Source organism: Candidatus Sulfotelmatobacter sp. (genome assembly GCA_035498555.1).
In the GTDB taxonomy this organism is placed as follows: domain Bacteria; phylum Eisenbacteria; class RBG-16-71-46; order RBG-16-71-46; family RBG-16-71-46; genus DATKAB01.
The window spans coordinates 1-13,364 of the sequence record DATKAB010000052.1; the positions used below are offsets into that span (position 1 = coordinate 1).

Consider the following 13,364-nt stretch of genomic DNA (forward strand, 5'->3'; position numbering starts at 1 on the left):
AGCGAGGCGACGTCACCCGGAATCGACGCGCGCGTCCAGCGCCTGGTCGAGAACAGCTGGGAGTCCACCTCCGAAACGCCCGGCACCGACGCGCACGTCTACCAGATCGCGTCCGAGCAGTTCGCAACCACGCTCGCGACCCTGCACCGCCTGATCGAGACCGACCTGGCCGGCATCGAGCACGACGCGGAGGCGGCGGGAGCGCCGTGGACGCCGGGGAGGCTGCCGGACTGGAAACCGGAGTGAGGTGCGCCGCGACTCACGTCGTCACGTCGCGCCTCGCTGCGAGCGCCAGCACGGCCATCGCCGGAAGTACAACCGCGGAAACGGTGATCCACGTGGAGTGCCGACGAGCAGGGGTCGACGTCATGATCGAGCCTCCCTGGCCCCCGTGACGCACGACGGCAAGGCGTCTCGAAGAGAGGGCCATCGCGCTCTGGTCCGGCTTCTGGGGTGTCGAGCCAGAGACATCTCGTTCTGCCGCGCGAATGTCGCGGCAGCACTGCACATCGCTCCTGCGAGAAGTTGCCTTCGAGGCGACCTGCGGGGTAATCCCTTTCGGGGCGCGATCAACCTCGGCGGCATGATGCGACCCGATCATCGCGACATGAAGTGTCGCGGACCCCGTGCTAGCATTACTTGCAGGTACATGAGGGGGGCCGCTCATGAACTTTCTTCTCGCCAGGTTGTTTCGCGACGGGTCGCGCGGTGCGTTCGCGGGCCTGCTTGCCGCAATTCCCCTGGGCGTCCTGCTGGTCGCCATCGGCGCCGTGCGGAGCGCCGCCAATCCGCTGTTCGCGCCGCCCGTTTCGTACGTGACGGGCTTCTACCCCTACTCGGTGGCGATTGGCGACCTGAACGGGGACGGCAAGCGCGACGTCGCGGTCGCGAACTACGACGCCAATACGGTTTCGGTGCTGCTCGGCAACGGCGACGGAACGCTGAGCGCGAAGACCGACTTCGCCACCGGCGACGGCCCCAGCGCCGTGGCGATCGCCGACATGAACGGCGACAACAAACCCGATCTGGTGGTCGCGGACTTCGGCCCGTGCTGCAGCTTCCCGGGATCGGTCTCGGTGCTGCTCGGCCATGGCGACGGAATCTTCGGAGTAAAGACCGATTTCGCCACCGCGAATGGTCCCTGGCACCTTGCGATCGGCGATTTCAACGGCGACGGCAAGCGCGACGTGGCGACTGCCAGCAACTTTTCGGACCTCTCCAACTCGGTCTCCGTGTTGCTTGGCAACGGTGACGGGACGCTCAACGCTCACACCGACTACCCCACCGGCACCGGTCCGCGATCCGTGGCGATCGGCGATCTGAACGGCGACGGCCGGCCTGATCTGGCGGTGGCGAACAAGGACGCGGGCTCGGTTTCGGTGAAATTCGGCAATGGCGACGGAAGCTTGGGGGCGGGATTCGAGCTCGACGCCGGGAGCAATCCTCGGTCGGTAGCCATCGGCGATGTGAACGGCGACTTCAAGCGCGACCTGGCCGTCGCGAAAACCGGCACCGACCCCGACTATCTTGGCTCGGTCGCAGTGCGGCTCGGGAACGGCGACGGGACCTTCGGCTCGAGCATCGACTACGCGACGGGCAACGCGCCCAGCTCGGTGGCCATCGGAGATCTCAATGGCGATGGCCATCCCGATCTGGTGACGGCGAACCTCTACGGCTCGTTTCCGATCAACGATGGGTCGGTCTCGGTGCTGCTCGGCAACGGCGACGGCACCTTCCAACCGAAGACGGACTACGCCACCGATAGCGGGCCCATTTCGGTCGCGGTCGCAGATCTGAGTGGGGACCTGAAGCCCGAGGTGGCCACCGCGAACCCTGACGCCCATACGGTCTCGGTGCTGCTGAACATTGGAGTCCCATCCGCCTCAGTCGAACCCGGCGGCGCGCGCCTCGAGCTGGCGCTCCAGGGTTGCGTGCCGAATCCGAGCCGAAGGCTCAACGTGAGCTTCACGCTCCCCGACTCGCGGCCGGCGACGCTCGAAGTCTACGACGTGAGCGGGCGCGAGGTGGATCGCATGGAAGTGGGCGGCCTCGGGGCCGGCCGGCATACCGTGACGCTGGGAAGTTCGGGGAAGCTCGCGCCCGGGGTCTACCTCGTCCACCTGATTCAGGCGGAACACAGGAGAGTCGCGCGCGCCATCGTGCTTCGATAGCCTTCCCTCCCATGTCCGATCGGGGATCCGCGTAGGGCGGCTGCAGCGTGCTGGTAGTGCTTTCGTGCTGGAGAACTCGTCGAGCCCACCACTAGAGCTGAACGGGACCCAAGCCACCTCACCTCAGGAGCACTACGCGGCGTGTCACCGCGGTCGCTCCCACCGTCGCCCGGACAAGGTACATACCCGCCGGCAGCGGGTGGTCGTGCCCGTCACGCCCATCCCAATTCAATGAGTGAGACCCGGCCGCGGCGACTCCACCCATCAGTCTGCGGACCCGGCGACCGGTCACCTCGAACACATCCACGCTCACATTGCCTGCGGCAGGCAGCTCGAGGACCATGCGCACCGATTCACGAAATGGATTGGGCGCGGCCTCGCTGAGGGAGGGGAACGATCGGCCGGACGTCGGTTCGGGAACCGCAGTGGTCCCGCCCGCATGCCAGAGTGCGATGTGCGAGGATGCCTTGCCCCCGGCGGTCGTGAAGGGGCCGCCCACGTAGACGTTCGAGCCATCCACGGCCACCGCCTCGACCCAGGCACCGCTCACTCCCGAGCCGAGGGACGACCACTGGCTGCCGTCCCAGCGCGCCACGTGATTCGCGTTCACGCTCCCCGCAGTGCTGAAGTTCCCGCAGGCATACAGGTTTCCTGTGCTGTCCGCGGCCAGCGCGTTGACGAAGCCGTCCACTCCCGAGCCGAGGGACGACCAGCGGTTGCCGTCCCAGCGCGCCACGGAGTTCGCACTCACCCCCCCCGCCATGGTGAAGTACCCGCCGGCATACAGGTTGCCGACGCCGTCCACCGCCAGGGCATCGACGGGGCCGTTCAATCCCGTGCCCAGCGACGACCACTGATGACCGTCCCAGCGCGCCACGCCATGTGCAACTACGCCCCCGGCGACATCGAAGTCGCCTCCGGCGTACAGGTTCCCGTTCGCGTCCACGACCAGTGCGTGGACATCGTCGTCCACTCCCGTGCCCAGAGCCGACCACTGGCTGCCGTCCCAGCGCGCGACATGTCTCGTCCCTGGGAGAGTCCCGACGGTCACGAACAATCCACCGACATAAAGCTTTCCGCTTTTGTCCAGCGCGAGGGCGAGGACGTCATCGTTCGGATCCACCCCGTCACTGAGCGATGACCAGCTTGCGCCATCCCAATACGCAACACGCTGCGCTGAGGTTGTTCCGATGGCAGCGAAATGTCCCCCCGCATACAGATTCCCGTTCGGTTCCGCGGCGAGCGCGCTGACGCCGCCGTAGATCGGAGGACCCAGGGCTCCCCAGCGGGTGCCATTCCACAGCGCGGCACCGCCCGCGATCACGTCCCCAGCGAGCGAGAAGTTTCCGCCCGCGTAGAGACGACCGCTCCCAGGCACCGCCAATGCGTTGACGTCATAGTTCATCCCCGAGTGGTCCACGCCTGAGTCGGCGGCGAACGCCGTCCAGGCGGTCCCGTTCCAACGCGCCAGGTAGTTCGCGCTCACGCCTCCCAGGCTGCTGAAGTCGCCTCCCGCGTACAGTTTTCCACTTGCGTCCAGCGCCAGCGACAAGATGTTGTGAGACACATCGCCGCTGATGTCTGACCAGTCGGCGCCATCCCAGCGCGCGACGTAATTGAAATTCACTCCGGCGAACAGGTTCCCGCTCGCATCCACCGCCAGCGCTTCGACATTATCGCTGTCAAACCCTGAGCCCAGGAACGACCAGTCGGTGCCATTCCAGCGCGCGACACCCCCGTTATAGCCCAGGGCGGCGAAGGCGCCCCCCGCGTACAGGTGCCCATTCCCGTCCGCTGCCAGCACATTGACTTCGCCGTCCAGTCCCGGGCCCACTGCCCGCCAGTGACCACCATCCCAACGCGCGACGCCGTAGGCGCTGATACCCCCAGCCGTGGTGAAGTCGCCGCCCGCGTACAGGTTCCCATTCCCATCTGCCAGCAGAGTGAGGACCCTGTTGTTGAACCCCGAGCCCAGTGCCGACCAGCTCGTGCCGTTCCAGCGGGCAACGTGGTTCGCGCTCACGCCCCCCGCGGTGGTGAAGGCGCCTCCGGCGTACAGGTTCCCGGTCGCGTCCACGGCCAGCGCATCGACTTCGCCGTCCAGCCCCGAGCCCAGCGCCGACCACTGAGTACCATCCCAACGCGCGACGCAGTTCGCGCTATCACCTCCCGCCATGTTGAAGATGCCGCCCGTGTAGAGGTTCCCATTCCCATCTGCAGCCAGAGCGAGGACCTTGCTGCTGAGCCCGGAGCCCAGCGCCGACCAGCTCTTGCCGTTCCAGCGGGCGACGTTGCTCACGCTCACTCCCCCAGCGAGGTCAAGCCATCCGCCCACGAAGAGGTTGCCGCGCCCGTCGAACGTCATGGAGGTCACCCCCCCGCCGGCCAGGCCGGGCGGGGCGAATCGCGCGTCCCACCGCCAGTCCTCCGGATCCGCCGACGCATGTGCCAGTGGTTGAAGCCCTGCCAGCCCGAGGATCACGAGGATGGACGCGCAGCATCTGATGAACGAGCCGCGAGTGACGCCGGCATGGGAGCAAATGGAGTGAGAAACGAGCCCAGTCCTGGTCATGTTCGCCCTCGATGGCATGCCGATGGCCGCCCGGGCGACGATCGGCGTAGAACCCCTCAGCCGTGGGCCCCGTCACGCCATGGCCGTCGTCCACTGGAACGTCCAGGGGTCATGAAGCGAACATCGCAGGTCGACTCGGAGCGTCCCAAGCCGACACAACCTCACCGCCGCGAAGGACCTCGAGGAAGCAGGGCGCGCGCCTCGCGCACTACCTCGGCGCGAGCAGGCGGATCGGGAGGCGAGACTCGGGTGGCTAGAATGGTGGAGCTGAACGGGATCGAACCGTCGACCTCTTGACTGCCAGTCAAGCGCTCTCCCAGCTGAGCTACAGCCCCACCGGCATTTTCGCAGGCTTTGTGTGTACACCACGCTCGGACGGCGCGTCAAACGCGGCGCCGCTCAGCGGATCACGCCCTTGTGCAGCTCCTTCTGGGCGAGATCGCCGCCGGGGAGCTGGCGGACCAGTTGGCGATAGAGACGCGCGGCGGCGGTGTCGGCGCGCACTCCGCCGGGATCGAGCGCGAAGTAGTGTTCGAACGACGCTCGCGCCTCGATCCCGCGAGAAGTCATCAGCTGACACATCGCCCACTGCCGCCACGCCGCCGCCGACTCCGGCGCCAGCAGGCGCGCAGCGTACGACTCCACCGCGCCGTCCCCCTGGGTCTTCTCGCGACCGCAGAGCAGCCGGGAGAGCTCGAGATGGAGCGAGGCGTCGCGAACGTGACGCGGGCGCGCCGCGTTCAGGGTGAGGGCCGCGGCCGCGGTGTCACCCGAGGCCGTCAGCGCTCGAGCCTTCGCCAGCGCCTCGTCCGCCGGGCCGGTGTGGATCATGCCGGCCGCGGCGAAGAACGAGTCGGCTCGCGACGATTGCCCGAAGTCGAGCGCGACGAGTCCGCCCAGATAGTTGCCGAGCCCGTCCCCCGGACGCGCTCTCAGATGCAGGTCGAGCGCCGCCTTCGCCACTGCGGGATGCACGCTCATCACCTCACCCACCGCGACGCGCAGCAGCATCTCGGGATCGGCGCTCTCGTCCTTCAACCGGCCGGTGGGCTGATCGTAGAGGATGAAGTAGCACGGCCCGCGCGTGGCGCGCTCGGCGGTGAGATCGGAGAGGTAGTAGGCGCGAAGGCTGGTATCGCGGTAGGCGCCGCGCAGCAGCGGGCCGTCCCCCACCTGGAACGCGGCGAACGCCGGAAACCCGGCGAAGAACACGGTGCTTCGCGGAGGGAGCGTGGGGTGGAGCTGCTTCAGGTCGGCGAGCCCCCGGCTCACGATGCCCATGCCGCGCGCGAGATAGAGGGTGTTGACATGAGAGGCGAGCGACCACGACGAACGCGCGGTCGCGAACTCGTCGAGCACTCGTGCCTGATGCGAACCCACCGCCGATACGACCAGCGCGAGCGCGGCGAACACCCGGCGATCGGCGAGCCAGGCTCCGAGCAGCAGTCCCATCCCGGCCATCGCGAATAGATAGAAATAGGCGCTCCAGATCGGGGCGACGATCGCGACCGGAAGCGCCGCTGCCAGCGCCCATACGGTCGCACCGAGCCGCAGCGTGCGCCGGGATTCCCGCTCGGCGCGCGAGCGGGTCGAGTCGGCGCTCGATCGGGGCGAGTCGGCGCGCATCCCCCGACGCCCGGACTCCGCCCGCGCCGCGGGGCGGGGCGCGCGACGGTCGCGCTCCGCCCGCCGGGTTCGCTCGCCCCGGTCGCCAGGGGCCGTGGTCGCGCGCGAAGACTTCCCTCCGCAAACCCAGAGCGCGATGCCCGCGACGACCAGCATGAGCAGCGCCAGCCAGGCACCGGGCCAGATGAACGGAATCCAGGGCCACGAACCGGTGCGCCACTCGAGGCCGATCGTTACGCGCAGCAGATGGACCAGCGCCGCGATCAGGTCGAGCGGCTGGAATCCTCCGGCGGCGAGATGCGCGCGGCCACGCAGCGCGGCGATCGCAAGCACGGTGAGCCAGGCCAGCCAGGCGATCGCGAACGGCCAGGCGCGACGAAGCGCGTCGCGCCACGGTTCGCCCGGACGTCGCGCCAACGCCACCGCGGCGAGCGGCGCGAGGACGATCACTTCCTTCGAAAGGAGCCCGAGAAACAGCAGCGTCGCCGCCCGCCCGCGCCGCCCTTCGACGTAGGCGAGGATGCTGCCGATGCCGAGCGCCACGGCCAGCAGGTCCTGGCTGCCGCAGGCCCAGGTGAGGGGTACGTCGGCCGCGTAGTGGAGCGCGAGGACCGCCGCGGCGATCGCGCCCGCGGCGACGCCCCCCAGCCGCCAACCGAGGCGGAACAGCAGACCGACGGCGGTCACGAACACCGCCAGCGAGGCGAGGTGAAAGAAATCCGCCGACTCGCCGCTCACGTGCCCCATCAACCAGAACCACACCTGGCGGCCGAGCGGGCGCGCGAAGTTCCCAATCGGATCGGGCGAGGCCAGCGTGGCGATCAGCGAGCGCGCGCGGGCCTGATCGAGGAACAACCAGTCGTCGGCGAAGAACGGCGACTTCAGCGCGCCGGGACGAGCGATCGCCGCTACGCCCAGCAATGCGACCAGCGCCGTCCAGTCCCGAACGCCGAATCGGCGGCCCTCGGCCTTCACGCGGTCAGTAGCGACGAGATCTTCGCGGCGGCGGGCCGAGCAGCGCGCCCATCAATCCGCGCATCACCTGGGTGGTGGCGCGTCCGGCGATGGTCTTGACGATCGGCGAGTTGAGCGCCGCCGCGAGCGCGCCGATCGTCGCGGCTCCCGCGGCCGCGACCGTCGCCGGCGCCGCGGCCTCATCGGCCGCGACCGCTCGCGGCACCCCGCCCGCGCCCGCCGCGTCGCCGCTCATGCGGGCGGCGAGCAGCTCGCGCGCGCTCTCGCGGTCGACCGAGTTCGCGTAGTGCTTCACCTGTGCCGAGCCACCCACCGCCTGCTGCATCTCGGCGTCGGTGAGTGGCCCCATGCGCGCGGCTGGCGGGATCACGCGGGTCGCGAACGGCGGGGTCGGCGCGCCGCTCGGAGTGAGCACGGTGATCAGCGCCTCGCCGATCCCGAGCGTGGTCAGAATCTGCTCGACGTCGTAGAAGTCGGTCTTCGGGAAGGTCCGCGCCGCCGACTTGAGCGCCTTTTCGTCGTCGGGTGTGAACGCGCGCAGCGCGTGCTGCACCCGGTTGCCGAGCTGGCCGAGGATATCGGCCGGCACGTCCCTGGGGCTCTGGGTAATGAAGAACACGCCCACGCCCTTCGATCGCACCAGCCGCACCACCTGCTCGACCTGGGCTAGAAACTCCTTGCTCGCGCCGTCGAACAGCAGGTGTGCCTCGTCGAAGAAGAACACCAGCTTGGGGCGTTCGACGTCCCCGACCTCGGGAAGCTGGTGGTACAGGCGGGCCAGCATCCACATCATGAAGGTGGAGAACATGGCCGGCTTCTCCTGAACGTCGGAGAGCTCCAGCACGCTCACCAGCCCCATCGCGCGCCCGCCCGGACCCGCGCGGGTCACGAGCAGGTCATTGAGATCGAATTCGGGCTCGCCGAAGAACGCCTGCGCGCCCTGCTGCTCCAGCTGCACCATGTCGCGCAGCAGGACGCCGACCGTGGCCTTCGACAGGCCACCGTAGTCCTTGAGGTCGGCGGCGCCGTCGCTGCTCAGGTACTGGAGCACGGCGCGGAGATCGGGGAAGTCAATGAGCGGCAGCTTGTGGTCGTCGCAGTACTTGAACACCAGCGACAGCACGCTCGACTGCGTGTCGTTCAGCCCCAGCACCTTGGAGAGCAGCAGCGGGCCAAACGAGGAAACGCTGGCGCGCAGCTGCGCCCCACGCTGGCCGGTGAGGCTCAGGTACTCGACCGGGCAACCGAACGGCTTCCAGTCGAAACCGGTGTCGCCGGCGCGCTGCTGAATCGCGGGATTGCTCTGGCCCGGCATTGCAATTCCGGAAAGATCGCCCTTGAGATCGGCGACGAACACCGGCACTCCGGCCGCCGACAGTTGCTCGGCCATCACCTGCAGGGTCTTGGTCTTGCCGGTGCCGGTGGCGCCCGCAATCAGACCGTGCCGATTCAGCATCGACAGGGGCAGTGAAACCAGTGGCTCGGGATTGCATTCGCCCTGATGCACCACCGCCCCGAGCGCCAACCGGCCGGGCCCAACCGGGAATGCCTGTCGAGCGGCGGCGACGACTTTCGCGTCCATGAATGCGGTCTCCTCCAGGAGTCTGGGATCGAGCGGCATGCTAGTCCTACGTGCGGGCTCACGCCAGCGTGCAGTAGGGTATCAATGGGCATGACCACCAAACCCGTGTTCCACGATCCGAGCGGCCGTCGCCGGCGCTGGACGCTGCGCGTGGCCGTGCTCCTGGGCGGCGCGTTCCTGGCGCTGACCGCGCTGTTCCTGGTGAGTCTGGTGGTGGTGCCGGCGCTGCCGCCGACGGTCGGGCTCTCGGTTCCGCTCCGGCGCGCGCTCCGCCCCCATCTACCCGAGCCGACTCGGCCCGAGACGCGGCTCGCCCGCTTCCTGCTCGCCAAGGAACGCAAGCAGCTCCTCGACCAGATCGCGCGCGAACAGAAGGCGGCGCGCGCGCGCAAACCCGCGCCGGCCGCGCCCGGTGCGGTGGTCGCGGCGTTTTACGCCACCTGGCAGGAGACCGGACTTCACTCGCTCCGCGCCAGCGCGGAGCACCTGACCCATCTGTTTCCGGTGTGGCTTCGAATCGGCGCCGACGCCCAGAGCCTCGACACGCGTGACTGGAATCCGGCCTGGACCCCGCACAATCTCGATGTACTGCGCATCGCGAAGCAGCATCACCTGCAGGTCATGCCGGTGCTCAGCAATGCGCACGAAGGGGAGTTCGACACCGGCCTCGCACATCGTTTGCTGATCGACCCGGCCCGCCAGACCCGCCTCGCACTCGAGCTGCGCGACTGGCTCTCGCGGCACGGATTCGTCGGCGTCAATCTCGACATCGAGAATCTCTCCGCGGCCGACGTCGGTCGCGTGCCGGGACTGATCGCGCGCATCCGTCGCGAGCTGGCCCCGGCCGGGCTCAAGGTCAGCTTCGACCTCGAGGTCGAGGGCAACGTGCCCGACGCGGCGGCGGTCGGGCGCGAGGCGGACTTCGTGATCCTGATGGCGTACGACCAGCACTACATGGCGGGCGAGCCGGGACCGCTGTGCGGGATCGACTGGTATCGCGAAGCGCTCGATCGCACGCTGCGCGTGATTCCGGCGAACAAGCTGGTGATCGGCATCGGCAACTACGCCTACGACTGGACCGGCGGACGTCCCCCGGCCGAGGCGCTCACCTACCAGGAGGCGATGTACCTGGCCGCCGACGAGCGGCCCGAGGAGAACCCCGCCGACGTCGTGGACTTCGACTCCCTCGCGTTCAATCCGACCTTCGGCTACGAGGACGAGGCTCATCGCGAGCACGAGGTCTGGATCCTCGACGCGGTGACCGCGGCCAACGAGCGGCAACTGGCGCTGGCGCGCGGCGTGCGCAGCTCGGCGTTGTGGGTGCTGGGCACCGAGGATCCGTCGGTGTGGTCGATGCTCGATCGGCGCGATCCCAGCGCGGTCGCCGACTCCCTCACGCTCGCGCGCACCAGCTTCCCCTACGACGTCGAGTTCCAGGGCGACGGCGAGATCCTCTCGGTGGCGGCGTTGCCGCAGCCGGGGTTGCGCGCCCTGGATCGCGACCCGGTGACCGGCCTCTACGACGACGAGCAGTACCAGCGCTACCCGACCTCCTATCAGCTCCATCGTCAAGGGTTCAAGGATCACACGCTGGCACTGACCTTCGACGACGGCCCCAACCCGCCCTACACCAACCGGATCCTCGATCTCCTTCACGAGCTCCATGTGCCCGGCACCTTCTTCGTGATTGGCGAGAATGCCGAGCGCCATCCCGATCTGATCGAGAGGATGTGGAAGGAGGGCGACGAAATCGGGAACCACACCTATACCCACCCGAACATCGCCGCGATCTCACGCCAGCGGGTGGGCTTCGAGCTGAACGCGACGCAGCGCGTGCTGCAGGCGGATCTCAATCGCTCGACGCTGATGTTCCGCCCGCCCTACAACGCCGATGCCGAGCCCACCAGCGCCGAGGAAGTGAAGCCGATTCTCGACGCGGCCGCGCTCGGGTACATCACGGTCGGCGAGTACCTCGATCCTCAGGACTGGCGGTTGCTCGATGCGACCGGCCGCCGGCGCACCGCGCGGGACATCGCCGCGGTCGTGACGGATCGCGTTCACGAGGGCCACGGCAACACCATCCTGCTCCACGACGGCGGCGGTGACCGGCAGAACACCGTGGATGCGATCCGGATCTTCGTTCCCGAGTTGCAGCGCGAAGGCTATCGCTTCACCACCGTCTCGGAACTGGCGGGCTACTCGCGCGATCAGGCCATGCCGCCGGTCAGCAGTCGCGATCGCGCCCTGCTCGGCACCGATCGCTTCGCGTTCGTCCTGCTGTTCCTGGTGGAATCCTTCCTGCGCTGGGCGTTCCTGATCGCGATCACGCTCGGCGTGACCCGGGTGCTGTGGACGACTGCGCTGGCGCTGTTCGCTCATGCCCGCGAGCGCGAACGGCGCTACCCCGAGACGCCCCGGCTGAGCATCAGCGTGCTGATCGCGGCCTACAACGAGCAACCGGTGATTCGGCGGACGATCGAGGCGGTGCTGGTCGGCTCGACGCCTCCCGCGGAGGTCATCGTCGTGGATGACGGCTCGACCGACGGCACCGCGGCGGAGGTGACGACGCATTTCGGGGGCGATGCGCGCGTCCAGCTTCTGCGCCAGGCCAACGCGGGCAAGGCCGCGGCGCTCAATCGCGCCATCGAGCGATCGAGCGGTGACGTGCTGATCTGTCTCGACGCCGACACGCTGTTCGCACGCGACACGATCGAGAAGCTGGTCCGGCACTTCGGCGATTCCAGAGTCGGCGCGGTTGCCGGCAACGTCAAGGTCGGGAATCGCATCAATGTCTGGACGCGCTGGCAGGCGCTCGAGTACATCACTAGCCAGAATCTCGATCGCCGCGCCTATGCGCTGCTGAACGCCATCACGGTGGTGCCGGGCGCGGTCGGCGCGTGGCGGCGTTCCGCGGTCACGCAGGCCGGCGGGTTCCGCAACGACACGCTCGCCGAGGACATGGATCTGACCTGGCGCATTCGTCGCGCCGGGTGGCGGATCGAGAACGAGCCCGAGGCCCTCGGATTCACCGAGGCTCCGGACTCCCTCACCACGCTCTATCGGCAGCGCTATCGCTGGACCTTCGGCACGCTTCAATGCCTGTGGAAGCACCGCGGCGCGGTGGGCGGCTACGGATGGTTCGGGCGGGTCGCGCTCCCGACCCTCTGGGTGTTCCAGATCTTCTTCCAGATCCTCTCGCCCATCATCGATCTGGAAATCGCCTGGACACTGGTGCGCGTCGCTCAGGGCTACCTGTCGCAGGGACTGCTCACTCAGGATTGGCAGCCCCTGCCGCAGGCGGTGGAGTCACTGTCGACGATCGGATTCCTCTACCTGCTGTTCTTCCTGCTCGAGCTGCTGGGCGCCAGCGTCGCAGTGTGGCTCGATCGCGAGAAGAAGCGGCTGCTGTGGTGGCTGTTCTGGCAGCGATTCATCTACCGACAGATCATGTACGCGGTCGCCTGGCGCTCGCTGCGCACCGCGATCGAGGGGCACCACGCGAGCTGGGGGAAGCTCGAGCGCAAGAACACGGCGCAACTCGCAGAGGTGGGTTCCTGGCCGCGTGCTACTTCTGCATCTTGAGGACGACGCGAGCCTCGGGCGACGACGCGCGCGCCACCAGCCGGACGTGGTCCACGCGCCGGCCATCGTGGAAGTCGAGGAGCGCGTAGAGGCCATCGCGGTAGCTGCGCTCGCTGAAGTCGACGACCTGCGAGTCGCCGTTCGCGAACACGACCTCCGCCCAATCGAATTGAACGCTGCCTTCACGGACCTGCATCCACAATCCGGTTCCGCGCGTGTCGCAACTCAGAGTGGACTCGGTCCAATCGTCGCCGCGCTGCAGGTTGGCGGCGCCCTCCCAGATCAGGCCGCCCCGCCCGGCAGAGGCGGGCGCGGTGACGGCGAGACCCGCGAAGTGGACCGGGGCGAGGTAGCGAATCGGCGTGACGCGCACCGCGACCGCCGTATGGCTCACGACCACGGAGCGCTGCGGGCGCTGCAGCGGCCAATCGGGTCGAACCAACACCGTGGTGCGGCGGGGGCCGCGATCGAGCAGCGGGTCACCGAGTGCGGACTCGACGCACGAAACGCCGAGTGCAAGAACGAAAAGAGCGGCCAGAACGCGCGGCATGACGAACCTCCCTCGACGGGCTCGTGCGCGGGCGGGCGAGGCGCCTCCCGCGCGATGCGTCAGGCAATGGATGCGGCCTGGTTATCGGCAGGTTGCGTTCGAGAATCGAGGGAAGTCGCAGGAGCGGCTCGGGCAACCGGGTTCCCGCCCACGCGGCGCGGGCGTGGACGGCCTGCGAGCTTCTTGCTAGCGTTCGGCGCTCTGCGCGTGCCGGAGTGGCGGAACTGGCAGACGCGCCGGACTCAAAATCCGGTTCGGCTCAAACCGAGTGCGGGTTCGACCCCCGCCTCCGGCACCAACGGCCCC

Annotated in this window: 7 protein-coding genes and 2 tRNA genes; 4 read left to right on the forward strand and 5 right to left on the reverse strand. The window is 68.4% G+C overall.

Features of this window, described 5'->3' with window-relative positions:
* On the forward strand, positions 1–246 hold a 246-nt coding region (locus VMJ70_04480; protein HTO90366.1), incomplete at its 5' end, for a hypothetical protein.
* Between the two features lie 419 nt (positions 247–665).
* Positions 666–2,171, forward strand: coding sequence for a T9SS type A sorting domain-containing protein (locus VMJ70_04485; protein HTO90367.1), 1,506 nt, complete (start codon positions 666–668; stop codon positions 2,169–2,171).
* 118 nt (positions 2,172–2,289) lie between these two features.
* Here VMJ70_04485 and VMJ70_04490 read toward each other — a convergent pair whose 3' ends face one another.
* From VMJ70_04490 to VMJ70_04505, 4 genes are all read right to left on the reverse strand, one after another.
* Positions 2,290–4,470 (reverse strand): FlgD immunoglobulin-like domain containing protein, encoded by a 2,181-nt coding sequence (locus VMJ70_04490; GenBank protein HTO90368.1) that lies wholly within the window; start codon positions 4,468–4,470, stop codon positions 2,290–2,292.
* Positions 4,471–5,002: 532 nt separating this feature from the next.
* A tRNA-Ala gene (locus VMJ70_04495) sits at positions 5,003–5,078 on the reverse strand.
* Between the two features lie 64 nt (positions 5,079–5,142).
* Positions 5,143–7,344 (reverse strand): hypothetical protein, encoded by a 2,202-nt coding sequence (locus VMJ70_04500; protein ID HTO90369.1) that lies wholly within the window; start codon positions 7,342–7,344, stop codon positions 5,143–5,145.
* Positions 7,345–7,348: 4 nt separating this feature from the next.
* Positions 7,349–8,926 carry a helicase HerA-like domain-containing protein gene (locus VMJ70_04505; GenBank protein ID HTO90370.1) on the reverse strand — a complete coding sequence of 526 codons (1,578 nt, stop codon included), beginning with the start codon at positions 8,924–8,926 and terminating at the stop codon, positions 7,349–7,351.
* A 90-nt stretch (positions 8,927–9,016) separates the two neighbouring features.
* Between VMJ70_04505 and VMJ70_04510 the strand changes: the two genes are divergently transcribed.
* On the forward strand, positions 9,017–12,508 hold the full coding sequence (locus VMJ70_04510; protein HTO90371.1) for a glycosyltransferase: 3,492 nt from the start codon (positions 9,017–9,019) through the stop codon (positions 12,506–12,508).
* Here VMJ70_04510 and VMJ70_04515 read toward each other — a convergent pair.
* Positions 12,492–13,058 (reverse strand): hypothetical protein, encoded by a 567-nt coding sequence (locus VMJ70_04515; protein ID HTO90372.1) that lies wholly within the window; start codon positions 13,056–13,058, stop codon positions 12,492–12,494. The two genes, VMJ70_04510 and VMJ70_04515, sit on opposite strands and share 17 nt — an antisense overlap.
* A gap of 209 nt (positions 13,059–13,267) precedes the next feature.
* On the opposite strand from VMJ70_04515, the gene VMJ70_04520 reads away from it, so the two are divergent.
* Positions 13,268–13,356, forward strand: a tRNA-Leu gene (locus VMJ70_04520).
* Positions 13,357–13,364 lie beyond the last annotated feature (8 nt).